The following is a 24,890-nucleotide window of genomic DNA, read 5'->3' as shown; positions in this document are numbered from 1 at the left end:
TTTACCCTTCGCTCTCAGGTTCCTGGTGAAGCACTCTGATTAATAGCCCCTCATCTGCTTTAACTTCATTTCCGTGCTCCCTCAGCAGATCCTCGGTCATGGAAGGCTTATCTTTTAATATCCCTCTCAATTCCTGAACATAATCCGGCAAAGCTGAAATTTCAGCATGGTCTTCAAACAATTCCAATTTGATCCTGGAATTTGGTTTTAACCCCAATTTCTCTCTTACTACTTTCGGGATGACAATCTGTCCCTTCGTGGACATTCTTACCAGACTCATCTTCTTACTCCTATGATTTCTTACCTGAATAAATTATAACCAAGGAAAAGTTTTACGTCAAGCCCGGTTGCAAGTCCGGTTGTCAGTTAAATTACCCTGATCTGTCCAGTCAGGGTAGAGACAAAACGATATTTCATCCGAATACATGATACCAGAAAATAATCAGTAAGTTTTATTCGGGCAGATAACTCTAACCACACAAGGAGGGAAGGATGGCTTCAGATAAGTTGAAAGAAATGTTAAATCAGGCAATTGCCAGGGAATTGGCGGTAAGTATCCAGTATATGTGGCAGCACGTTCAGGAAAAAGGCATCACCGGAGAGACACTGAAAGACGAGTTACGGAAAATATCCATCGTGGAAATGAAGCATGCAGAGGCTATCGCTGACCGATTGAATTATCTGGGTGGAATTCCCACTACCCAGCCGGGTCCAATCAATGTCGGAACGAGCGTTCACGAGATGATTCAACTGGACAAGAAACAGGAAGAGGATGCGATCAACCATTACCGGGGGATCATCGATCTGGCTGATCGCGAACATGATCCTACCACCCGCCAGTTATTCGAATCAATTCTGGCCCAGGAAGAAGAGCACCACGACTTTTTCAGCAGGGTGCTGGAATAATATCCGAATGGAGGAGATCAGGCTCAGCCCCTGCTCTCCTCAGTTTTTCTCCCGGTCTTTTTCCCCCTTTTTTTCACCTTCATTATCATAAAAAATGGAAATTTTCAGCCGATCTCTATATAATAAATGATAATATAGGTAATAATGATGAGGGTGAATTTCCAGGATTGCTCTTTGGCTATCATCAAGTGACAAGAGAAGGGTAAGGTTTTTTTATGTCCATGCAGGCTATTATTCTGGCTATCATTGCGCTTTTGGCATTCCCGTTCGGTTTGATTATGGGAGTCTTTGTAGGAGTCCTGGTCCAGGATCTTCGGACGATCAACAAACAGTTATCCAGGAGTGACGAGGTCTTCTTCCAGCTTTCCTGTCCTTCAGAGGGGGATGAACATGTCGGCCGGTACTCTTACCGGGATGACAGGTAGCGGAATGGGGGGTGAAGGTTTCTGATGTTTGAGGAGATATGCGCCGGACCATCATTGGTGTTATAGGATCAGGCCGGGAAAGGCATGAAGAACTGGCTTCGCCCTTGGGGGTGTGGCTTGGTCAGCATGGATACCATCTTCTCACCGGAGGGGGGCAGGGAGTGATGGCATCAGTCTCAGAGGCATTTTCCTCTGTCCCTGATCGGCAAGGGATGGTTATCGGCATCATTCCGGCTCAGGATCTCTATCAGGATACCGGCCGGGCGAATTTCCGGCCAAAGCCAGGCTATCCCAACGAATGGGTGGATATTCCGGTCATTACCCATCTTCCCTTCAGCGGAACCCGGGGAAAAGAAAATCTGAGCCGCAATCATATCAATGTCCTTACTCCCAGGGTGATCATCGCTTTACCCGGTGGCGCGGGAACTGTCTCTGAAATTGAGCTTGCGCTGGAATACCGCAAACCTCTCCTGATTTTCGACCCCTTTGCCCTTATGCCGGATTATTCCAAAGAAGGAGCACTCCATCTCGCAACTCTGGAGGGAATCATTTCCCACCTCCGGGGTTATCCTCCAATCGTCTGAAAGCGAGAATAGGAATCCCTCGACGGAAAAAGTATCAGCAGCAGCGCTGGTAGATAAGTTGTATGAGCAGCAATAAAACCCCTATTCCTATCATCGGCAGGCCGATGACAAATCCTTCAGCCAAACCAGCTATAATCCCCATAAGGATGATGATCAGTCCTACCTTTTTACTAAAGGGTTTTACTGTAAAATATGCTATGTTGCCAAGCACACCAAGTCCCAGAAATATTCGAATTACCATGCCCATTTGCCTTCCCCCTCTTTGAGCTGCCGGGCAATTGATCAATGCTGAAAAATAATGCCACCCGCGCCTGAATACGTTATAATAATGAATTGTCGGTACAATAAAATAAAATCTGTATTACCATAATATATAATATTATATAATATGGTCTTCCTCTGGTAATACTTCGAATTTACAGCGGTTTTTGTGGTATTATTTGCCCGTTACAGGGGAAGAGGTTCAGGAGCCGGGATAGCGAGGCGTTCAGGAGCCGGGATGGTCCAGGTTTTGAGTATCGAGGATTAACCTGCTGAAAACTGGATATCGCTCGGATAACGTTGCTTGTTCTCTGAGTCAGACGGCGTACTGGCAAGCCTGGGGCTTATCTTGAAACCCGATCTTAATATTTTTCCATAATAGATTATTTTCCAGGTATAGTCAAGATGTAATCATATATTACCACTATTCCAGGTTAGCCCTTATCGGCTCAGACTGCTCTTGAGATAATCCTTCAGTTGCCTGGCATCGTAAACAGCATGGGCCAGAGCATCGTTGTTAAAATAGGCGTAGACATCTCCTGCCTGTTCTTCAATCCATGCAGCCCACTCTTTCAGAGCGGGCTCGGAGTATCCTCCCTGATACTTCCCTTGAGTCCCGTGGAAGCGAAGATAGCAGACCGGCCCCACAACCGTGCGGGGGCAGCTCAAACCGGGCATATCATGGATACAGAACGAGCATCCGTGCTGATCCAGAAGATGGAAAATGTCATCCGACATCCAGGATTGGTCCCGAAATTCGAACACATGAATCATATCCCCGGGCAACAGATCGAGAAAGCTTTCCAGCCTTCGATAATTTTTTGTCCAGCGGGGTGGCAGCTGATAGAGAAGCGGTCCCTGTTTCCCTCCCAGCAGTCGGACACGGGCAATGAACTTCTCCAGGGGATCACGGGCATTATGAAGCTTTTTCACGTGGGTAAGATAGCGGTTAACCTTGACAGCATAGACGAATTCTCCACTGGCTTGCTTCTCCCATCGGCGAAAAACATCCTCTTGCGGCAATTGGTAAAAGGTGTTGTTAATTTCGACAGTGTCGAAGGAAGAGCTATAAAAAGCAAACCACTCATCCTGCTTCATTCCTTCCGGATAAAACCGTCCCCTCCAGTGAGGATAGCTCCATCCGGAGCAGCCAATCCTGATTCTTCTTCCGGGTCCGCTCGTATTCATGTCCCGATCCATCCCTCTCTTGTATAACCTCCTGTTCATATATCGGCTCTGCTCACCGGGAACTTTCCCAGGTATATTTGGAGCGAGCATAATGAGCAAGTATTCGATTTCGCCGAATTATCTATTATCACCCAGGCAGCAGGACACAATTTACGAACCTTTCGGAAGGAGGTATTCACGATGCACGTCTTCGGGGGAATAGGCGTTTTCCTTATTATTGTCTACATCGCGGTATGCTTTGGCAAGATAGCTGCCAAACATGGCAAAAACCCTGTCCTCTATGGGGTACTGTCCGTTATTTCTCCGATAAACCTGGTTATTCTCGGTTATTGGGCGTTTTCAGATTTCGAGGCAAAAAAGAAAGAGTGAGTGGAATACCTTGAGACCTGCCGATTTCCGGCTCAATTGCCATCAGCAAGGTTTCGCCAGAATGAAAGGAGAAATATGAAAGTGTCGCTGCGGCTGCTATAAGCTCCGGTCTTGAGCTCTCCTGGCGAAACCCTGCTGATAGCCTAACCGAGCCTGGCTTATAGCAATAGCAGCTATATATATTTTAACACCCAGTGAGTATAAAGCACAAATATAAAACTGGAAAAAATGCTCAGGCATTCGCCGCCGATAGCCAAAAAGTCTCTTGTAGTATTGATCTTTCAATGATAAAATTGAACTTCCAAGCTAATTTCAGATACTGGCAGGCAAATATCCGATAACCATTATTGGGACGGGACAATGAACATATTGACCATGAACAGGTATGATATCCAAAAGGCATACATTGACTTTCCGCACATAGTCATATCAATGACCGATGATGATCAATTCTTCCCTGATATTCCGGAAAAAAACTGCAAGGGAGTATTGAGGATCGCAGTTTGGGATACGGAAGATGGCGTATATTTTCGGAGCCTGTACAATTTTGGCGCTCCCCGCATACCAAAGGACAAGATTTTTCATGAGCTTCATGCCAGGAGAATATTGGAATTTGTTCACAGCCATCTCCATGAAGTCGAGATGATCATCTGCCAGTGCGATGCCGGTATGAGCAGGTCCGCGGGTACGGCTGCCGCCTTATCGAAGATATTCCGCGGCGGTGAGGGGATATTCCTTAAGCCGCCATACATTCCCAACAAGCTTATCTATGAAACCATTCTCAACGAGTATCGCCATATCCAAAAACTCGATGCCGGTGCTGATACAAAATCTGGCCAGGCGTAACCCCTGGAATTTTTTCAGGGGCTCACTTTATCAGGGCTTATCCTTTATCTGAAAACTTGGTAAAAATACCATAAATTTTATGTGTCCTCCATAGCTCTCGGATATATAAGAGCAAATGGATTCTAGTCATTCCTCCCGCCACCCAATTTTGCTTACCCTCTTCTGAAAAAATATGGAGAATTCTTTTCCTGGTCTGAACGGGTCTCCCAGCCTTTCAAAATGTCCTCATGTTTATCTTTATAAGACAATCAGTTAGCAGTATGGCATCAAATATGCTCATAACAAGAAGTTGAGGAAGCAAAAATATATTGTCGTAAGTCAGGAGTGTATATAAGGATAGCTATTCATTTTACACTCGTGACCGTTCAATTTGTATTTATTCCATGAGAATGATTTGAAAATCAGGAGGAGGCTGCTATTTCACCCTATACTCTTTGAGCTTGATCCATAACTCAATTCTTCATGCTCGAATTCAGTTCCCTGTCCTGTAGGATTTCCTCATCACGCGGTTGTTATTTTTCCTTATCAAACAGCTCGTATTTTTTCCTATATTCAATGGCCCTCGGCCAGGATTCAGGATTTACCCTGGGTGAAATTTGCTGATTTCCCTAAAAACAACAAGCAGGAGAATCCGAAGGTGTCGGGTTGTCGTGCTTTTATTCGGTCCGCCGCAAGCATACCAAAATCCTGAGAGTTTCATGATGAGAGAGGATTGAGGGAATATTCTGATGGGCTTTAAGAAAGCGGCGGGGATCCTGACAAAAAAGGAGGTGAAGGGAATAAGTTTTTGAAGGGATGAGGTTTTCTGTCGTATGGGTAGTTTTGAAAGCAGTAAGTGCAATAAGAAGTTTCAAAGGAAGTTAGGCAAGAAGTTTGGAAGTGGGTGTTTGGAATACGGAAGGAATTAATTTCGTTAGCCATTTTTGAGATCACTTTAATCTTCGACTCGTAAAGTGATGGAGGAAGCGTTGAAAATGGTTGTTAAGAGAATCCCCAGTTATATCTTTTTGGCATTGATCGGTATTATAGCTGTATTTTTCGTCTGTTCCCCAATTGCTCAGGCCCAGAACTGGATGGCCATGCCGCCCTATAATACGCTGTGGCCGCTCTGGTCCCCTGCCCTGTCCCCTGTTGATCCTGTTTCCGGGCTGCCGACCCCGATCGTAACCAGTCTGACCCCGACTACCGTTTTACCCGTGCAACCCGGATTAACCTGGAACCCGGCTCTGAAAAATCCCTGGTTGCTGTATAATACTCCGCTTGGCCTGGCCTACTATGATCCCCTCCTTGGGGTTAACCTCTGGCCAGCAACCGGACTTCTGACCGGCGCAGGCCTGCCCAAGCCATTGACTCTGCCGGCCAACTATGCCACACTGCCGATAACAAGCTCCACCTGGCTCACGACGAATATACCACTGGGCAATTCAGCCCTGATAGCCTACCTCAAGACTATTGCTCCTGCAGGGCCACCTGCTGTGCCCGGTCCGCCGCCTGTGCCGGTATTCCTGACGCCAAGTGCGATTATCTAGTGCGATTATTTAAAAGTGCGATTATCTCAATTATCGGGTAGTGCTGCCATCGAGAATTACCAGGCAGTTCTCCTCAACTCCGCAAAGAAACAAGGGCAGATGCCGCTTCTGCCCTTGTTTCTTTGTTAGTACACCGTACGGTATCACGGTCATTCCAGTATGATCGAGGCAATCTGCCTCATTCACCATTGTCACGTTACAGGCTGTACCCCATGACTACACCGGCGAATACCCTGCTGTCCTGGTTGCCGTCCTGTTCATCGGCCTGATCAGCATAGGGAAGGGCATAGTTGATGTTCGGCTTAAAGGTCAGTTTGTCGGTCAAGGGAATGCTCAAGCCTGCGGTCAGGGCTACATCACCGCCTTTGCCCCGAATAAAATAACCATCATTGTATCCGACATGCCCGGACAGGTCCACACTCATCAGCTTGCCCGCCGGGAAACTATGGGCAATGGCAACAGCTACGTAGTTTCCATCCGCTCCACCCCGTTTTTCATCCGAGTAATCGATCTTCCAGGACAGCGAGGGGGAAAGAAGGATATCATAGGCAACACCCGCTGATATCTCTCTGGAGAACAGATTAGTGCCTGGATAATCGAAGTAGGCATGGCCGATGCTGAGTTTCAGTCTCTTGATGCTGTAGGCATATTCAGCCACATAATCGACTTCATCAGAAACAACCCCTTCCTGGTTTCTGATATCCATACTGTCCCAGACAGTCAGGGTCAGCCCATGAAAACCCATATAGAATCCTGCCTGCAGGGCCGGATCATTATCCCAGGTGAAACCCTTGCTCACGTATTTAGTGTAATAAGCATAATCAGCACTGAAGGTAAAATCTTTAAGCAGGGGAGAATCCTGGGCATGGACAGGAGAATATAAAAAGATACCTGTCGCTATCGCGGTCAGGGTAATCAGGTAATACAAACCAGCTTTTTTCATTTTTCCTTTTTTCCTTTCGTTTTTCAGCAGTCTGAAGGACTGCCGTGCTTAATAAAAGGTTTCCCGTTATTCCCAATACTTGTATCTTTGCTGCTGTCACTCTCTCCTTTCCAAGGTATTCCCCCAGGGTGTTATCAAGGGAAACAGTAACTACTCAGGTTGGTAAGGCTGCAAGAGGCTGCAGACTGCAGGCTGAAGGCTGTTAGTCTAAAGGCTTTTCCTTGTGGTCGGGACACATTGTCTTCTCCTCCAGTCTCAATGCCTACAGCCTATTTACCTGAGTAGTTACAAAAAAGCCAAAAGGTTCACTATTGTCAAACTGAATTGTCAATCCTATCGAAGGCCGAACGCATAAGAGATGCCATTTGGTGCAGGGGAGTGGTTCATAATCAAAAAAGCTTGGTTTATCAGATGGTTGATCAGAGTGAGAAGGGTCGTGAAATCGCTTCTCCGGTATCAGAGAAGCGATTAAACCCTGGCACCTTTGCAGGGTCATTCTTCGTTTACCAGTGCAGGGTTATGCCAATAATATTTGAATTTATCACCGACTGCTTATTTTTGGTCATATGGACAATTTTTGTCAGAGGCAAATGTTGGCAATCTTCTCCGGCACCACCTTAACTTCCCTTTTTTACTTTTGATCTCTTCTTTTTGACTATGCTATAATCTTAGATAAATACTTCCTGATCACAGGTTCCACATCCATATTATGATCCCCGGCAATATGGTGAAATATACTCCAGCCCTCCTGCAGGGGGTGCAGGACAGCAAAGTATCTGGCTGATCTGCTGCTGCTGCCGCTGTTGAAAGGAAAAAGCCGGCATGGTTGCTCTGGGGATTGTAATTCTGAGCGTTTCTTTACTGCTTCAGACGATAGCCGCCTTTTTGGCCTTCAGGCTGATTCGGATCACGGGAAAGCGCAAGGCCTGGATACTCATCTCGACAGCAATCCTGCTCATGGCTGTGCGGCGTTCCATCCCCTTATTCCGGGTAATTTCAGGGGATACGTCCTATTTGCCCGACTTGACCAATGAACTGGTCGGGCTGGTGCTGTCAACATTTATGGTAACCGGAGCAGCCTGGATTGCCCCTCTTTTCGTCTCCATCAAGCACTCGGAAGAAGCAGCCAGAGAAAGCAGAGAATGGCTCTTTACCACCTTGAAAAGCATTGGAGATGCGGTGATCGCCACCAACATCAATGGCTATATCACCTTTATGAACCCTACTGCTCAGGTTCTCACCGGTCATAAGGAGGAAGAGGCGGTAGGGAGACCTCTTTCGGAAATATTTATCATTCTTGACGGCAGGACCGGTGAACCAAAAGAAGAGCCCGTATCCAGAGTGATCCGGGCAGGCGATGTGGTCAGCCTGGACAATAACACGATTCTGGAGGCGAGAAACGGCGTGAGACTGATCATCGACGACAGTGCCGCACCGATTAAGGATGAGAAAGGAAATATTATCGGAGTCGTTCTTGTTTTCCGGGATGTTACCGACCGCAAGCGCGCCGAGGATGCGATCAAGGTGGCTCACCGGCAGCTTGATCAGATCTTCAATGCCGCGGCTGACGGCATGCGGGTAATCGACCGGGATTTCAACATGCTGAGGATCAATGATACTTTCACTCTTCTGGCTGGCCAGCGCAAGGTTGAAATGGCCGGGAAAAAATGTTTCGAGGTGTTTCCCGGCACTACCTGTCATACTCCGGACTGTCCGCTGACCAGGATCATGGGCGGTGAAGAGCACGTCGAGTACGATGTGGAAAAGTGGCGTATAAACGGCGATAAGATAACCTGCATCATGACCGCCACTCCCTTTCGCAGCCCTGAAGGTGAATTGATCGGCATTGTGGAGGATTTCAAAGACATTACCGAACGCAAGCGGACGGAAGAACTGCTGCGCCAGGGGAAAGTGGCCAGGGAGGAGCGGCAGCGGCTCTTTGCCGTGCTGGATGTGCTTCCGGCCATTGTCTATCTTCAGTCTCCTGACTATTCCATACCCTTTGCCAACCGCGCGTTCCGGGAAATCTTCGATGATCCGAAGGGAAAGCGCTGCTTCGAGATACTGCATGGATTGCAGGAGCCCTGTGCGGATTGCCGGATCGCTGCTGTCCTGCTGCACGAACAGGAGATTCTGAATCGCAGGCTCACTGCCCCCGATGGCCGGATCTACGAGATGTACGATACCCTGTTTACCGACATAGACAATTCCCGGATGATTCTCGAGCTGGGTATCGATATCACTGACCGTATCCAGATGGAAAAAGCCAGGAAGGAAGCCGAACGCCAGTTGGAGGAGCAGCGGGCCAGGGCGATCGTCTCCGATCGCCTGCGGTCCCTCGGTGAAATGGCCACCGGCATGGCCCATGAGTTGAACCAGCCTCTGCTGGGCATTCGCGGGCTGGCCGAGCACATCCTCATCGGCTTCAAAAGAGGCTGGAATATACCGGAGGCAATGATAAAAGAAAAGATCCAGCTCATTGTCGATCAAACCGACCGGATGACCCACGTGATCGAGCATGCACGCCTGTTTGCCAGGGGATCCGAGCATACCGAGCTCCTTCCAGTGCAGGTCAATGAGGCCATCAAATCATGCATGGAGCTTATTGGAGCACAACTGCGTTTTCGGGGATTCATTCTCGATTGTGAGCTGGCTGAAGACCTTCCTCCCGTATTGGCCAACCCCTTTTCACTGGAAGAAGTCGTCCTGAATCTGATCAACAATGCCCGTGACGCAGTTGCGGATAAACTGAAAACCGGCCCGCCGGAATCCAGATTGCCAGGCTCTGGCTGCCCTGAGCGGTCCAGCCGGATCGTTGTGCGTACCTTTGAAGAGAAGTCAGAGTCAGGTTCCCTGGTGAAGATCGAGGTGATCGATCATGGGGTAGGCATTCCCCAGAATCTGATACCCAAGGTATTTGAAACCTTCTTCACTACCAAGGATCCGGATAAGGGAACCGGACTTGGATTGACGATATCGAGATCGATCGTCGAGAGTTTTCAGGGCACAATCAGTATTCAATCGGTGGTCAATCAGGGTACAGCCGTAACTGTGACCCTGCCGGCCATGAGGCAGAAACCGGGAGGAATAAACTATGGCGGATGAACCACGCTTACGCATTCTGCTGGTTGACGATGAGCAAATCGTGCATCAGACCGTAGGCCCCTACCTTGAGGACTGCGGGCATCGGGTGACCCATGCCCCGGCAGGAGATACCGCGCTCAAATTAGTCGAAGCCCATGATTATGATCTGGCCATTGTTGACCTCAGAATGCCGGGCATGGACGGGCTCTCGGTGCTGTCGGCAATGGGAGATATTCGGCCTGAATTGTCTGCGGTCATTATTACCGGCCACGGGAATATGGAGGCCGTCATTCAGGCCCTGAGACTGGGAGCGGCGGATTTTCTCACCAAACCGGTCAAGCTCCTCGAATTGGATGCGGTTCTGGAAAAAGCGATGCGCATCCGCCACCTGCGCCAGGGTCACCGCCGGTTGAAGGAAACCATCAGGGGGATACAGATGTCGGAAGATATCCGCCACAGGAACCGCTGCCTGGTGGGGGTCAGCCAGGCTATCGCCGAAGTGCGCGGACAGATACAACTGGCCGTGAAGGCCCGGTGCGAGACCATCCTGATCAGCGGAGAAACCGGTACCGGCAAGGAGGTTGCCGCCCGGCAGATCCACTTCATGACCGGCGGGGATGACCGGCCATTCATCGCCGTCAACTGCCCTGCCCTGCCGGAATCCCTGGTCGAGAGCGAGCTGTTTGGCCATGTCAGGGGTGCATTCACCGGAGCTGCCATTGACAAGGCAGGCTACTTCGAACTGGCTGACGGAGGCACCCTCTTTCTGGATGAAATCGCCGACCTCTCCCCCCAGGCCCAGGCAAAAATCCTCCGGGTGCTGGAAACCCGCAAGCTGCGGCGATTGGGCGGAGCACGGAAGATCGATGTCAATATCCGGGTAATCGCCGCGACCAACGTTCCCCTGGAAGAGCTTGTCGAATCATACAAGTTCCGCAAGGATCTGTTCTACCGGCTCAATGTGTTTACCATCAAACTCCCGCCTCTCCGGGAAAGACCCTCGGACATTATTCCCCTGGCTGAACATTTTCTTTCAACCTACCTGATCGGTCGCGGCCTTCGCGTTGAAGGCTTTTCACCCGAGGCCAGGAATGTGCTCGCTGGATACAGCTTTCCCGGCAACGCCAGGGAGCTTCGCAACATGGTCGAGCGGGCGGCTATCCTGTGCCGCTCCGGCCTGATCGAGCCAAAACACCTCAACCTGCCGAAAGAACACAAGCCTGAAGCTCCTTCCTGTCCGGGCTGTTCAGGTGAGGAGCGGGAGCGCAAAAAAATCCTCATTGCCCTCGAAGATGCCCGGTGGAACCGCCGTGAGGCAGCCAAAATCCTCGGCATGCCCTACTCTTCCCTCCGGTATAAACTCATCAAGCTGGGGATTGCATGAGAATTCTTTCACTCAAGGATAGTCTGCGGGTCCTTAATTCCAAGCTGTGCCTGTAGGGAGCATTACCAGTTTGTTACGGAGGTGGCTGGCTGAAGTACAGGTCGCGGGAATTACGAGGCTGGTTAAATAACAGCCCCCTCACCCCAGCCCTCTCCCCCAAAAAGGGGGCGAGGGAGTGGAGGATGGCTCTCTCCCATGAGAAAGGCAGCGACCATAATGGCGGTATCTGGTGAGGCAAAAAAGCAGCCCCACCCTACATTATACTATAAACGGCTTAGAACTGAACTTTTCCAGAGGAGCCAGGAGTCAGGAGTCAGAATTCAGAAGGAGGTATGGGCCATCTTAAATAAGGAGTTCTTTTACCTTCTTCTGGCTCCTGGCTTCTGACTTCTGACTCCTGACTTCTGACTTCTGACTCCTGACTTCTGACTTCTGACTCCTGACTTCTGACTTCTGACTCCTGAGCAAAAAGTTCAATCTTCACCCGTTCGCAGTATAAAATAGCTCCAGGGAAAGCAGCATCCATCTGGCCGGGTAATTCCCGCGCCGTGTGCTGAGGCCTGCTATTGGACCAGCCTCCAGATTTCGCACCCGACATCTCTTCCGGCAATCGCTAACGGACGATCGCCGAATTTATATCCGCCGCCGTTATATCTCCGTGGAATCAAAACACTTGGTATGACAGCCGTGCCTACATAAAGAGTATTGTTCAGAATGCCGAACGTACGGGCACCAATATTTTTGGGTATTTCCAGATCTGCGCCGTTGGTCCAGCTTTCTCCGTCGAAGCCATTGTGGACGAGATTCTGAAACGAACCGGGATCACCGGATGGAGAAACCCAGACCTGTGCTCCGGTCACCCCTGGGGCTGTAGCCGGGCCAACATTCATGGTGCCGACAAACAACCTGTCCTGGAAGGAAATCATGCGCCAGACATAGTAATTGGCTATCTCTCCCAACTCAAGGAAATCCAGCACCTTGGTCCATGTCGTCCCATCGGATGTTCGCCAGATGGAGCTGTTTCCATTGGCGTTCTGTGTGCCCATATACAGCCGATCGTTGAAAACGATAGCTGAAGTAACTACATCGTTGGCCAGACCCTCGGGATCACGCAGGCTCAGTCCCATTCCATTGCCGTATTTGTCATCCTTACCGATTACCTTTTCCCAGTTGATGCCGTCACTGCTTCGCCACACCTCGAAAGCACCGGGAGAGTTGGAATAATAAGTCGGTCTGTCCACTTCGTAACCGAAGACATGGTCAGCCACATCACGATATCTGGCCTCTTTGGTCCAGGTGAAAGCATAGAGCTGATCATGGAAAACCGCCAGCTCTCCGATCATGGTGTTATTGACAACCGCTGTCCCGATTTGGGGATCATAGACCCTGATAGACTGAAAGGGCGGATTGGTCTTGGCCAGTCTCCAATTCACGCCATCCTTGCTCCGATATAACTGGGCTCCGTAGCCTCCCGCACCTGCATAAAGATAGTCTCCAAAACGGACCATGCACCGGATGGTGGTATTCCACCGCCTCCCGATCACTTTTTTCACCAGGCTCCAGGATTTCCCATCCGTCGTTTTCATGATTTCAGCCCCAAGAGAGTTCAAGGTGCTGGCATAGAGGGCCTGATCATTGTCAGAATATAAGGTACGCACCCCGGCATTGGAGAAAATGGAAGAGCGAGAATCATACACCATTTCCCAGCTGTCAGGGTCTCCTGTGCCGCTTCTCCATATCTGCCCACCACTGAGAGTATTGAGGGTTCCAACATATAATTTTCCTTTAAACGTAGCCATGCACCAGGCATAATCATTGGATGGATTGCCAAACCCATTACTGGCGACTTGTTCCCATTCTTCTGCAAAGGAGCCGCAGTTCAGACAGAGAATCAAACAGGCAGCGGTAATAAGTAATGACAAAACCCTTTTCATGTGACCCTCCCTATGTTCGTTGAAGATTATGAATACCTGCACACAATTATCAGTACATCAGACTATCCGCTGAAACAAATGGTGGAAGAACGTAAAAAATTAATCGGTTCGCTCACATTGGTAAGTATCATACCTTTAAAAGGCATTAAGTCCTGCCATTCCCGCGTAAACGGGAATCCGGAGATTGCAGCTATTTCTAGATTCCCGCTTACGCGAGAATGACAAACGGTATGCTGGTTAAAATAAATATAAGCGAATCGGTTTTTAATTATCATTTTTCTTACTTACTGATCACTGATCACCAACTGCTGACCACTGGCCACTGACGGTACCGGCTGGCTGAGCGTATTCCCGAACTGGTAAAGGGAAGAGCACGATAAACTCTCCGCCAGGTATAACCCGGTTCGCCTGTTCTGCATGAGAGGAAGGGTGCAGGAAGAGAACGAGAAGTACGACAATGATAATCGATTTAATGGCCTTTTTCATGCAAACCTCTTTAGCTTTGAGAGTGATTATGACCAGTGGTGTTACATCTCTTTTCGTACGTTAATAAATTTAATCTTTATCCTGTTTTATTTATTTTTTTGATTTTTGGCACCTGGTACCCAAGTATCGGAAATAATTGGCTGACTGGAGATATTCGAGGGGATGATGAGAACGCCGGGGTGAATCCCTGCCAGCAGGAGAGAGGAAAGAGTTAGAGAAAAAGGTGTTAAAATGGCGGAAATCCGGAAAAAAGGCAGGAGCCAGAATAGGTGTCTTTTTAGTCACCTCGAAGATCTCTGGCTCCCGGCTTTCGCCTCTCAATCATAATCTCAGGGGACCATCTTCCATATCTCGCATCCTGCATCCCTGCCAGCGATAGTCAGCCGATCAACCAGGCTGTTCCTGTTAACTATAAGAACGCTCGGTATCGTAGCTGTACCTGCAAACAGGGTATCATTGAAAACAGCAAAGGTACGGATGCCGGTATTTTTCGGTATTTCTACACCCGAACCATTGGACCAGGTTTCTCCATCAAACCCATTGTGAACAAGGTTGTAAAAGGTGCCGCGGTCACCCGACTCGGAAGCCCAGATTTGCGCTCCGGTCACTCCGGGAGCTGTAATCGGCCCTACATTATTAGTCCCGATAAAAAGCTTATCCTTGAACTGAATCATGCGCCAGACATAATAATTGGCTCTCTCTCCCAGGTCAAAGAAGTCCAGTACCTTGGTCCACTGCGTCCCATCAGCCGTTCTCCAGACAGTACTGCAGGCATTATCATTCATGGTTCCCAGGTATAACTGCCCCTTGAAAACCGTGGTTGAGGTGACGACATCATTGGACAATCCATCAGGATCGTGAAGGCAAAAGCCCATACCATTACCATACGGGTCATCCTGGCCCACCACCTTTTCCCAATTGACTCCGTCCTTGCTTCGCCACACCTCAAAAGCACCGGGAGGAGGCGATTGAACCCTGGGATTATCAGCTTCCAGACCGAGCATGTACTCGATAACGTCAGAATGTCTGCCTTCTCTTGTCCAGGTAAAGGCGTAGAGCTGATCGTGGAAGACCGCCAGTTCTCCGATCATGATATTATTGATAACCAGTTTGCCGGTGTTAGGATCTTGAACTTTCGTCGAATCAAAGCCGGGTTTGGTCATAACCGGGCTCCATCTGAGGCCGTTTGTGCTTCGATAGAGCTGTGCCCCTTTATCTGCCGAGTTTTCGGCGCCGGCATACAGGTAATTTCCAAACCGGGTCATGCATCGAAAGGCAATATCAGCCCGGTTTCCCATTCCCTTTTCAACCCTGGTCCATTTTTGCCCATCGGTTGTCCTTAAAATCTCAGCGCCGGTAAAACTTACCGTACAGGCATAAAGAGCCTGGTCCTTGTCAGCATACAAATGCCGTATCCCCAGATTGGAGAGAGGGATATGATCGTAAACCTTTTGCCAGCTTCCCGCCTCCCCGTTGCTGCTTCTCCAGATTTCACCTCCTCCGGTAATATTCAGGGTCCCGACATATAATTTCCCTTTAAATATGCTCATACTCCAGGCGTAATCGTTACCCGGATCGCCAAAGCCGTTACTGACAACCCTCTCCCAGGTTTCTGCACTGCAATTGTGGACCAATATGAAAACTAAAAAACCGGCTGCCATGATTGATAATCTCAAAGCTCTTCTCATGATCCTCTCCACGATTAAGGTTAATCTGTTCATTACTAAATTTATACACGTTTTATACCTTTTCGTGTATAAGACAACATTACATTTAACCTTTTTTTACATATTTCTGGCAACTTACCGATTTATCATATACAAGCCGTAAATTGCACCTGTGCCGGTCCCCCATCCGCAAGGTCATAATGAACAGATACCCCAGATAAATCCCGTGAGGAGGAATACCCCCTGCCCGCCCTAGTCCTGTATCAGCTTCCAGATTTCACAGCCAACATTCTTGCCGGCAATGGTTCTCCGGCCCGGATCATCATCATCCGGAACGGGAACACTGGCTATGGTTGCCGTACCCGCGAAAAGAGTATCTTCCAGAATGGCGAAGGAGCGAATGCCGTAATTTTTGGGAATGTCCTTACCTTTGAAAGATATGGTTTCGCCATCGAATCCATTATGAACGAGATTGTAAAAAGTACCGCGATCACCTGAGTCGGTAGCCCAGACCTGAGCACCGGTTGCTTCGCCTCCTGCTGCTGAGCCGTTGCCATAGTTCAGGGCCACATTCAGAGTACCGATGTACAGCTTGTCGTTAAAGGGAATCATGCGCCAGACATAGAAATTAAACTTTTCGCCCAGGCTGAAAAAATCCAGAACCTCTTCCCATTCCTCTCCATCCTCTGTTCTCCAGATGCTGCTGTTCCCATTATCATTCTGGGTTCCCAGATATAACTTTCCCTTATATACCGCCACTGAAGTAACAACATCGTTGGCCAGGTTTTCAGGATCATGAAGGGAAAAACCCATTCCATTATCATACGGATCATTCTTACCGACCACTTTTTCCCAATTTGTCCCATCGCTGCTCCGCCATATCTCGAAGGCTCCCGGAGAGTTGGGAATGAGTGCTGCCATGTCCTTGATATCCTGCCCGATCAGGTTGCCCATATCCATGTCCCTGGTCCAGGTGAAGGCGTAGAGCTGACCCTTGAAGATCTCCATCTCTCCGATCAGAATATTGTTGGTGACCATATCGCCGGTATTCGGATCAGGTACCTTGGTTGATTCAAAGCTCGGATTAGTCTTGACCATTGTCCAGTTCGAGCCGTTCCTGCTTCGATACAACTGAGCCCCTTTACCACCGCCTCCTCCATACAGATAATTTCCAAACCGGATCATGCATCTGATGGTATCATCTTTCCGGTTTTCCCCTCCCCTGCTTTTCTTGACCTTGTCCCATGATTGCCCATCTGTTGTCCGTAAAATTTCAGCCCCGCTGAAATTAAAGGTACAGGCATACAAAGCCTGATTGCCATCGGTATACAGGCTGCGCACCCCAAGATTGGCCAGGGGAGTGCGGGCATTATAGGTTCTTTTCCAGGTCCCCTGTTCTCCACTGCTGCTGCACCAGATTTCTGCACCCCGGATGGGATTCAGTGTTCCGACATATACCTTTCCCCGGAAAGTTTCCATGCTCCAGGCATAATCATTCGCTGGATCGCCGAATCCCTTACCGACAACCCTCTCCCAATGATCCGCCCTGGAGGAATTGTGGAAGAAAAGGATAAATAAGCTGGTTATGATGAATAGTTTAATAGCTTTTTTCATGTTCTTTCTCCTTACCGATAGGTTGGGTTTTTACCTGATAATCGTTGCCAGCGGTGATTATTCGCAGTGCCTGGTGTGGTATTTGAAGACCGGGTGATTTTGCCTGAAGGCTGGACTTGTTCCGATGAACCTGACAATGCAGCCGGGGCTGGTAAATATTGGTTGCACTCCTCGTCGGGGACCAGTTTCCAGATTTCACAGCCGGAATATTTGCCAGCGATGGTCACTCCAAACGGCAAGCCCGGAACAACCGCGCTGAGCATGGTAGCGGTACCTGCAAACAGGGTATCGTTGAGGATGCCGAAGGAGCGAATTCCATAGTTTTTCGGGATGGTTATCCCTGAAAATCTTATGGTGTCTCCACCAAAACCATCGCCTACCAGCTTGTGAAAGCTGCCGTGTGTGCCGGTATCGGATACCCAGATCTGCGCTCCGGTTACTCCAGGGTCTGAAGCCGGTCCCATGTTAAAGGTGCCGACAAAGAGCCTTCCCTTGAATGGGATCATACGCCAGACATAAAAGTTATTCCTTTCTCCCAATTCATAAAAATCCAAAACCTTCACCCATCGGGTACCTTCGGATGTTCTCCATATGCCTGTTTTCCCTTCACTATTGCCTGTTCCCAGGTAGAGATGCTCCTTCTGGGACTCCTGATCCCTGAAAACAGCCACGCAGGTAACCAGATCGTTCATCAGGTTATCCGCATCGTACAGAGAAAAGCCCATCCCATTGCCGTAAATATCATTCTGACCCACCACCTTTTCCCAGTTTGTCCCATTACTGCTTCGCCACACCTCAAAGGCACCGGGAGCCCGCGATACCTGGAGGTTGAAATAGTTTGGTACCAGGAATCCGTACTTACTCTTAAACGTTTTTTCATCGTCAGCAGCAGCAGCAAGAGAAGCAGTATCATCGACAGCAGCGGCGGCGGCAGCGGCGGCATTGCCGTCCACAGTATGATTTTCGCCCTGAAATCCTGGAGTATATCCTGGAGTATGTCCTGGAATATAATGCGCAGCATTCAGGATCGGTTCATTGAGTGTGACCCTGCTCAAGGGGCCTCGAATCGCGGCCAGATCATCAGTCCAGGTGAAAGCGTAGAGATGGCCGTTAAATACCTCCAGCTCTCCAACCAGGATGTTATTGATAACCTCGACCGAGGTTTTCGGATACTTGACCAGAGTGGATTCCATTCCGGTATTGACCGGTTCCCAGCTCAGCCCATCCCGGCTTCGGTACAACCTGGCTATCTTGCTGCCGGTGCCGGCATAAAGATATTCTCCGAACCGGGCCATGCACCGAACGGTGGTGTTTCTCATATCTCCCAAACCCCTTCTGCTGATAGGGATCCACCAGTACCCATTGCCGGTTCTTACTATATCAGCTCCAGATACACTGGATGTACAGGCATAAAGATACTTATCCCCATCTGCATACAGACAGCGTATCCCCGAATTACTGGCAGTCAGCGTGTTGTACACTCTCCTCCAGGTGAATTGTTCACCGGTGCTGCTGCTCCAGATTTCTGCCCCCCTCAGCGAATTGAGTGTTCCGACATACAGTTTCCCCTGAAAAGTTGCCATACTCCAGGCATAATCGTTACTAAACTCCCCGAATCCATTGCTCACAACCTCTTCCCAGCACTCTGCCCCGGCGTAATGCCAGAGAATAAAAACAAGAAGGCTTGTCATCATGAGTGGTTTTAAAACTGATCTTATAAGTGTTTTTATAAGTGTTTTTATGGGCAGTTTTCCAGCTTTGTTCATGTTACCCTCCCTTCTCAGTGCCTGGTGAGTCATTGGTAAAAACATGTAGTAATTTTTAATCTCTTTTCGTACGTTAATAAAATAAATCTTTAGTGTTTTTAATCTAATTTATAGATTTGATTTGAGGCCAAAATACGTGTATATTGAGGAGAAAGAAAGGGAGAAGGTAACTACTCAGGCATAAAGGCACAGAGGGACAAAGGCACAAAGGAGAAAGGGAACCGCGCTATCTACGCGCTATCTATATGATGAGGTTAGCTGAGGAAAGAATGGAACCCGGAATAGGAAAAATAGAGGCCGAAAATAAGAAGAAATAGACCGCACAGCAGGATAATGAAATGGTAGACCTTCGGTGAGATAGTCTTTTTCCCCAGGGCAATGATCCCGGAAACAAAGGTATACCAGCATAAGTCGGCCAGAATATGGCCGCAGTAAAAGCTGGCCAGTCCCCACCTGCCGAAGGGAAGTGACAGGGCAATGTAACTCAGTCCAATCGTTGCCCACCAGATGGTCCAATACGGGTTGGAAATACTGATCAGGAATCCGCCAAGGACCAGATTTGAAGTGCCGCCTGGTGAGGCAGCCATAAGAGTGCCCTGGACCTGGTTCGATTGCCGGATCATCCCGATTCCAAGCCAGACCAGAATGCCGCCTCCCAGAATGCTGGTGGTCTCCTTGACAGCCGGTAAGGTGAGAAAGCGGCCAGCACCCGATATAACAGCTACAAACAGGAGTAACTCCAGAATCCCATGCCCAAGAATGATCAGCGGTCCAGTCCAGAACCCCCGCCGGGTAGCCTCACCAATGGTCATGGTCAGCACCGGCCCCGGAGCAACCGCTCCGGAAAAGGCAAGCAGGAATGAGGTGATAAAAATTCCGCCAAGTGAATTCATGAGCGAAGTTTATCATACCTTGAAAATAAAGGGAATACTCATGATGTCCGGAAGGCAGGTAGTTCCTCAGCTCATGATATTGTCCCTCACGGGATTGTATTATCCCTCGAAGAGAAGAAGAATGGGAACATCCGGGAGTTGAACGAATTGCTTGACATAACAAAGAAAATTTGTTAAAGATATAACCCTACAGGGTATTATTCATGGGCGATTAGCTCAGCGGGAGAGCACTGCCTTCACACGGCAGGGGCCACTGGTTCGATCCCAGTATCGCCCACCATTAAATTATTAGTAAATATCAACCAATTAAGCAATAACACCTGCCATTCCATTTTTTGCTTTCCAGATCATTCCCCACATAGGTTACATATTTCACTCCATCGTCACCCTTCAAAAAGTGAGCTTTTAAATCTTTCCTCATAGACTATCCTTCCATGATCCAAAAGTTCTATACGATAGGAGATCCTGAACGAAGGGATTACTTTATCTAGCCGACAGATGTTCCCCATCTTGTATGAAAGCCTCAATAACTCCCCTCCCCCTTGAGGGGGGAGTCTGGGTGGGGGTGATGGTTATTTTTCAACCAACCATTATTGCAATCATAGAAATCATATTGGTCGCCTGATGTATCTCTTGCAAATATACCCATTTTATATTACTATTTTTTGAGATATTGAAAAAATTCTATCGTAACCTTTTTCTGAGCACATCAGCATAGATGGCAAAGCCTAAGATAATGGAAGACGTGGTTTTCTGAAGGTTGAAAAATACATTTTAGATTCTCTGAAGAGCATACTGCCTGGGTATAATCTGGAGTGTGAACCCTGTGGTGCCAGGGAGTACGATGTCGAAAAAATCTATCATGCCCTGTCAAATGAAGATCTTGAAGAAGGGGGGCGTGAAGATATTGTTGTATATGAGGATGCTGATTCGGGTGAGGAAATAACTGCTTCAGTGATTGTAGAAGGGGTATTGGATTCTCTATGAGAATCCATTTTGGAGTTTAAAGACCCATCCGATATCCCAGTTGAAGAATGGACAAAGTACTATGTCCAAGGTGGTGTGCCGGAAGAACTCCTTAAGAAAAATGGGGCTATATTTGAGGCGGACTTTGGCATTATTATCAAACTCTATAGAAATGTATACTTTTATATCGATGATAACTGTAACTGTCTGAGAATCATGGGATATCGGCAGCACTCGAATAACAGGTAGCATGCTTCCCATAATACTCGGATGACAAATAACAGATACACCGTAGCACTCGGATAAGAAATAATAGATCGCTCGAACAAGGGTGATAAGGTTAAGGTAACAGACATGGATAGCATCAAACCAGGAAGTGTCATCGAGGGATCTTATTGGCCGGAGCCGGTTGAAATTAAATTTATTGAGGAAGAGGGAGAGTACATCCACATTGTTGGTGCCACTACCCTTTCCAGAGGCCATATTGACCAGATTATTTCCCGCGATGAGTTTTCGAAGTTTCTCATCCAGGGGATGGAGGCTGATTTCTCTGAAGATCCCTGGAAGGTCTTTTTGGCAGTTGAGACGACCCGTTATCGGTTTGCCTCCATGTATGATCCCCTGCTGGCCATGAATACTTCCAAGGTTGATCCGCTTCCCCACCAGATCGAGGCTGTCTATGGGTATGTGCTGAAGATCCCAAGGATTCGGTTCTTGATTGCTGATGACCCTGGGGCCGGTAAGACGATCATGGCCGGACTCATCATCAGGGAACTGAAGCTTCGCCACCTGGCAAGGAGAACCCTGATCGTGGCACCAGGGCACCTCAAGGATCAATGGCGCAGGGAATTAGCCGAGAGATTTGAAGAAAAGTTCATGGTGATTGACCGTGGTCTTCTGGGTGCCCTCTATGGAGAAAATATCTGGATGCGGGAGAATCAGATCATTACCTCCATTGACTTTGCCAAGAGAGATGATGTTCTCCCTTCCATATCTGCCGCTCACTTTGATCTGGTCATTGTTGATGAGGCCCACAAAATGAGTGCTTACCGATACGGGGATAAAACGGAAAAGACCAGCCGGTACAGGTTAGGTGAAGTGCTCTCCCGTATCACTGACCGCTTGCTGTTTTTAACCGCCACACCCCACAAAGGAGATCCTGAAAACTTCAGACTGTTTTTAGACCTCCTGGAACCAGGCTTCTACGCTACCAATGAGATCATTCAAGAGTCCATCGCTAACAAGGATAATCCCCTCTTTATCAGGCGAGTCAAAGAGGATCTGAAGGATTTTGAGGGCCAGCCGCTTTTCCTGCCACGGTATGTCGATACTGTTCCTTTCAACCTGGGAGTCGAATCACCCAAGGAAAAGGAGCTCTACAATGCCTTATCAGAGTATGTGAATACGCAGTACAACAAGGCCCTCATGAAGGACAAAAAGAGAAATGTGGCCTTTGCTCTGGTGATCCTGCAACGCCGCCTGGCTTCCAGCACCTTTGCTCTCCTGTGCTCTCTGGAGAGGAGGAAAAAACGGCTGGAGGATCTTCCGAAAGGCCCGCAGGAAAAGGGTAAGGGTGCTCTGGGCTCCAATAAAGGCACGCATAATGGCACTCCTCATAAAGGCGTTACCGATTTCGATACCGTAGAAGACATGAGCGAAGAGGAAAGATGGGAAGAGGAAGAGGTCTGGGAAACCTTAAGCGTTTCTGAAAACCGAGAGGAGCTGGAGAAAGAGATAAGGACTATTGAGGATCTCATTGACCGGTCGAGGGACATTATTCACCATGAGGAAGAGATAAAGATAAGGGAGCTCAAGAAATCACTTAGACACCTGGAGGAGATCTATCCAGAGAAAGATGACAAAAAAATCCTTATCTTTACCGAGTCAAAGGACACGTTGAAGTATCTTGAGGAGAAAATCAGGAATTGGGGATATGCAACCAATACCATTCATGGTGGGATGAAGCTTGAAGAGAGGATAGAGGCTGAGAAAAAATTCAAGCTTGAAACGCAGGTTTTAGTAGCCACGGAAGCAGCCGGAGAGGGTATTAACCTTCAGTTTTGCCACCTCATGGTAAACTATGATATCCCCTGGAATCCCAATCGCCTTGAGCAGCGCATGGGCAGGATACACCGCTATGGGCAGGTAAAGGAGGTTTACGTCTTTAACCTGGTGGCTATGGATACCCGTGAAGGAAAAGTATTATATAAGCTATTTGAAAAACTGGCAGAGATCGGGCGGGCACTGGGAAGCGATAAGGTATTCGATGTCCTGAATGAAGTGCTCTACAACAAAAACCTTTCCCAACTCCTGATGGAAGCGGCAGCCAATGCCAGAACCATTGATGAGATTCTCAAAGAGATCGATATCACCGTAGATAACGACTACATAGCCAAGGTCAAGGAGAACCTTGGTGAGAGTCTGGCTACCCACTACATCGATTATACCCGCATCAAGGAGATGGAGCAGCGGGCACGGGAATACCGCCTTATCCCTGAATATACGGAGAGTTTCTTCAAAAAGGCATTCTCGCATGCGGCCCAGTCAGGACAGGCAGAACAAAAGCTCAGGGTGCGCAAGGATGGATTCCTGGCCATAGATTCCATTCCCTTCGAGATCCGAAAAATTGCCGATCAGGACACCTTTAAGAAATCCTATGGCGGGCTGCTGAAGAAATACCCCAAGGTAACCTTCGATAAAGAGGTTGCCTTCAAGAACTCTGACTCAGAGTTTATCTCCTTTGGCCATCCCCTCTTTGAAGCCATGATGGTCTGGATAGAGAATAACTTTTTAAACTCGCTTCTTGTAGGAGCGCGTTTCATCGACCCTGATGGATTGCTCAATGGGTACATTCTCTTCTATGAGGGCCAGATTAAAGACGGCACTGGTGATGTGGCCGGAAAAAGGCTTTTTGGGTTTTATACCACTGGCAGCGAGGTTAGGCCGGTCTCCCCTGCCATAATTTGGGACCTGGAGGAGGCAGATAAAAAGAAAACGGCAGATAGCGGGGCTAACAGGGAGGAGGAGAACAGAGGGAAGATGCCGAGTATCGAGCGAGGGAAGGATGGAAAGGATATTGCCGTTGATGTAGAGGCCCTTAAGCGTCAGGTAGCTAAGAGCGTTATTGTAAAACTGGAAGAATATAAGGCCGAGATTGCTAAAGAACGTATTCGGCAGACAGAAATCAAGCAAAAATATGGTATCAAGTCGCTGGATTACCTGATACTGGAACTCGATAGGCAGTTGATCTCACTGTATGACCGGAGGAACCAGGGTGAAAATGTTGATCTTGTCATTAGAAACAAAGAAGAAAGAAAAGAAGAATATGAAAAGGCCCTGAAAGAGCTTCAGGACCTGATCCAAAAAGAAAAAAGTCTGACCATGAACATGCCTCGTTTCGTCGGTATCATCAGGGTACAGCCCCCAGAGCGGCTTGACAAGACTATGCATAGCGATCCTGAAATTGAGCGCGTTGGAATGGAAAAAGCAATGAAATACGAGATCAGGAATGGAAGAGTGCCTGAAGATGTCTCCATCGAGGATCTCGGTTTTGACATCCGCTCCAAGGACAGTGATGGAAGGATGCGCTACATCGAGGTTAAAGCCAGGGCAGGAGTAGGCGCTGTGGCTTTGACTCAAAATGAATGGTTCAAGGCGGAGAGATTCAAGGATGAATACTATCTATATGTGGTCTTTCAGGCTGGTTCAAAACCAGAGCTTGCAGAGCTTATGATCATTCAGAATCCGGCGGAGAACCTGAATTATAAAGAAAGGGTTGAAGTTGTCAGATACGTTGTAGGCTGGGATGAAGTGAGAGCCAAGGGGGTTAAGGGGTAGGGAGAATGTCGCATAAAAGTTCGCAGGCGGAGTCTTTTGATTAGGGTACAATAGGTTAAATTTGATAAAATACCTCTAGTAAGAATGGCACTTACATAAGCCAAGCTTATAATATAGAGAGGACACAAAGCACACAGGGAAAAAAGATCTCCCGCAGAGACGCAGAGACGCAGAGAACAACCAATCCGGCAAGGTCCTGATGAAAGTC

At 48.4% G+C, this 24,890-nt stretch carries 21 protein-coding genes and 1 tRNA gene; 12 read left to right on the top strand and 10 right to left on the bottom strand.

What is annotated here, in order from left to right; all coding sequences use genetic code 11:
• Position 1: 1 nt before the first annotated feature.
• Positions 2-280, bottom strand: a complete 279-nt coding sequence (locus AB1611_08750; GenBank protein ID MEW6379685.1) for an AbrB/MazE/SpoVT family DNA-binding domain-containing protein — start codon at positions 278-280, stop codon at positions 2-4.
• A gap of 212 nt (positions 281-492) precedes the next feature.
• On the opposite strand from AB1611_08750, the gene AB1611_08745 reads away from it, so the two are divergent.
• From AB1611_08745 to AB1611_08735, 3 genes are all read left to right on the top strand, one after another.
• Positions 493-906, top strand: a complete 414-nt coding sequence (locus AB1611_08745) for a ferritin-like domain-containing protein (GenBank protein MEW6379684.1) — start codon at positions 493-495, stop codon at positions 904-906.
• A 215-nt stretch (positions 907-1,121) separates the two neighbouring features.
• The gene (locus tag AB1611_08740) at positions 1,122-1,331 is read left to right on the top strand and encodes a hypothetical protein (GenBank protein ID MEW6379683.1); all 210 of its coding nucleotides are present in this window, start codon (positions 1,122-1,124) and stop codon (positions 1,329-1,331) included.
• Positions 1,332-1,369: 38 nt separating this feature from the next.
• Positions 1,370-1,915, top strand: a complete 546-nt coding sequence (locus AB1611_08735) for a molybdenum cofactor carrier protein (GenBank protein MEW6379682.1) — start codon at positions 1,370-1,372, stop codon at positions 1,913-1,915.
• Between the two features lie 34 nt (positions 1,916-1,949).
• Here the strand turns inward: AB1611_08735 and AB1611_08730 are convergent, their stop codons facing one another.
• Entirely contained in the window at positions 1,950-2,162 is a 213-nt protein-coding gene (locus tag AB1611_08730) for a hypothetical protein (protein MEW6379681.1), read from the bottom strand.
• A 455-nt stretch (positions 2,163-2,617) separates the two neighbouring features.
• Complete coding sequence (locus AB1611_08725) at positions 2,618-3,403, bottom strand: DUF72 domain-containing protein (protein ID MEW6379680.1); 786 nt, start codon at positions 3,401-3,403, stop codon at positions 2,618-2,620.
• A gap of 141 nt (positions 3,404-3,544) precedes the next feature.
• Between AB1611_08725 and AB1611_08720 the strand changes: the two genes are divergently transcribed.
• The 3 genes from AB1611_08720 to AB1611_08710 all read left to right on the top strand — a co-directional run bounded on the left by AB1611_08720 (position 3,545) and on the right by AB1611_08710 (position 6,108).
• Positions 3,545-3,733, top strand: coding sequence for a hypothetical protein (locus AB1611_08720; GenBank protein ID MEW6379679.1), 189 nt, complete (start codon positions 3,545-3,547; stop codon positions 3,731-3,733).
• A 360-nt stretch (positions 3,734-4,093) separates the two neighbouring features.
• A complete protein-coding gene (locus tag AB1611_08715; GenBank protein ID MEW6379678.1) occupies positions 4,094-4,579 on the top strand; it encodes a hypothetical protein in 486 nt (161 codons plus the stop codon).
• 974 nt (positions 4,580-5,553) lie between these two features.
• Positions 5,554-6,108, top strand: coding sequence for a hypothetical protein (locus tag AB1611_08710; GenBank protein MEW6379677.1), 555 nt, complete (start codon positions 5,554-5,556; stop codon positions 6,106-6,108).
• A 196-nt stretch (positions 6,109-6,304) separates the two neighbouring features.
• On the opposite strand, the gene AB1611_08705 is transcribed toward AB1611_08710, so the two are convergent.
• A complete protein-coding gene (locus tag AB1611_08705) occupies positions 6,305-7,051 on the bottom strand; it encodes a hypothetical protein (GenBank protein MEW6379676.1) in 747 nt (248 codons plus the stop codon).
• An 822-nt stretch (positions 7,052-7,873) separates the two neighbouring features.
• Between AB1611_08705 and AB1611_08700 the strand changes: the two genes are divergently transcribed.
• The 3 genes from AB1611_08700 (at position 7,874) to AB1611_08690 (ending at position 11,906) form a co-directional block, all read left to right on the top strand.
• A complete protein-coding gene (locus AB1611_08700; GenBank protein MEW6379675.1) occupies positions 7,874-10,156 on the top strand; it encodes a PAS domain S-box protein in 2,283 nt (760 codons plus the stop codon).
• Positions 10,146-11,519 carry a sigma-54 dependent transcriptional regulator gene (locus tag AB1611_08695; protein MEW6379674.1) on the top strand — a complete coding sequence of 458 codons (1,374 nt, stop codon included), beginning with the start codon at positions 10,146-10,148 and terminating at the stop codon, positions 11,517-11,519. Before AB1611_08700 ends, AB1611_08695 begins: the two co-directional genes overlap by 11 nt.
• Before the next feature lie 195 nt (positions 11,520-11,714).
• Entirely contained in the window at positions 11,715-11,906 is a 192-nt protein-coding gene (locus AB1611_08690; protein MEW6379673.1) for a hypothetical protein, read from the top strand.
• 176 nt (positions 11,907-12,082) lie between these two features.
• On the opposite strand, the gene AB1611_08685 is transcribed toward AB1611_08690, so the two are convergent.
• Positions 12,083-13,453 carry a hypothetical protein gene (locus AB1611_08685; protein MEW6379672.1) on the bottom strand — a complete coding sequence of 457 codons (1,371 nt, stop codon included), beginning with the start codon at positions 13,451-13,453 and terminating at the stop codon, positions 12,083-12,085.
• 12 nt (positions 13,454-13,465) lie between these two features.
• Here AB1611_08685 and AB1611_08680 point away from each other — a divergent pair, with 12 nt between their 5' ends.
• Positions 13,466-13,675, top strand: coding sequence for a hypothetical protein (locus tag AB1611_08680; GenBank protein MEW6379671.1), 210 nt, complete (start codon positions 13,466-13,468; stop codon positions 13,673-13,675).
• A 69-nt stretch (positions 13,676-13,744) separates the two neighbouring features.
• Here the strand turns inward: AB1611_08680 and AB1611_08675 are convergent, their stop codons facing one another.
• The 5 genes from AB1611_08675 to AB1611_08655 all read right to left on the bottom strand — a co-directional run bounded on the left by AB1611_08675 (position 13,745) and on the right by AB1611_08655 (position 19,879).
• Positions 13,745-13,939: a hypothetical protein gene (locus tag AB1611_08675; protein ID MEW6379670.1), complete on the bottom strand. Its 195-nt coding sequence runs from the start codon at positions 13,937-13,939 to the stop codon at positions 13,745-13,747.
• Between the two features lie 329 nt (positions 13,940-14,268).
• Positions 14,269-15,627: a hypothetical protein gene (locus AB1611_08670; protein MEW6379669.1), complete on the bottom strand. Its 1,359-nt coding sequence runs from the start codon at positions 15,625-15,627 to the stop codon at positions 14,269-14,271.
• 231 nt (positions 15,628-15,858) lie between these two features.
• On the bottom strand, positions 15,859-17,220 hold the full coding sequence (locus AB1611_08665; protein MEW6379668.1) for a hypothetical protein: 1,362 nt from the start codon (positions 17,218-17,220) through the stop codon (positions 15,859-15,861).
• Positions 17,221-17,231: 11 nt separating this feature from the next.
• Entirely contained in the window at positions 17,232-18,914 is a 1,683-nt protein-coding gene (locus tag AB1611_08660) for a hypothetical protein (GenBank protein ID MEW6379667.1), read from the bottom strand.
• Positions 18,915-19,240: 326 nt separating this feature from the next.
• Entirely contained in the window at positions 19,241-19,879 is a 639-nt protein-coding gene (locus AB1611_08655; GenBank protein ID MEW6379666.1) for a LysE family transporter, read from the bottom strand.
• A gap of 205 nt (positions 19,880-20,084) precedes the next feature.
• Here AB1611_08655 and AB1611_08650 point away from each other — a divergent pair.
• Positions 20,085-20,159: transfer RNA gene (locus AB1611_08650), tRNA-Val, on the top strand.
• Positions 20,160-21,199: 1,040 nt separating this feature from the next.
• Entirely contained in the window at positions 21,200-24,682 is a 3,483-nt protein-coding gene (locus AB1611_08645) for a helicase-related protein (protein MEW6379665.1), read from the top strand.
• Positions 24,683-24,890: the final 208 nt, after the last annotated feature.

The organism is bacterium (assembly GCA_040755755.1).
Taxonomy (GTDB): domain Bacteria; phylum SZUA-182; class SZUA-182; order DTGQ01; family DTGQ01; genus DTGQ01.
This window is presented reverse-complemented; position numbering and strand designations above follow the sequence as displayed.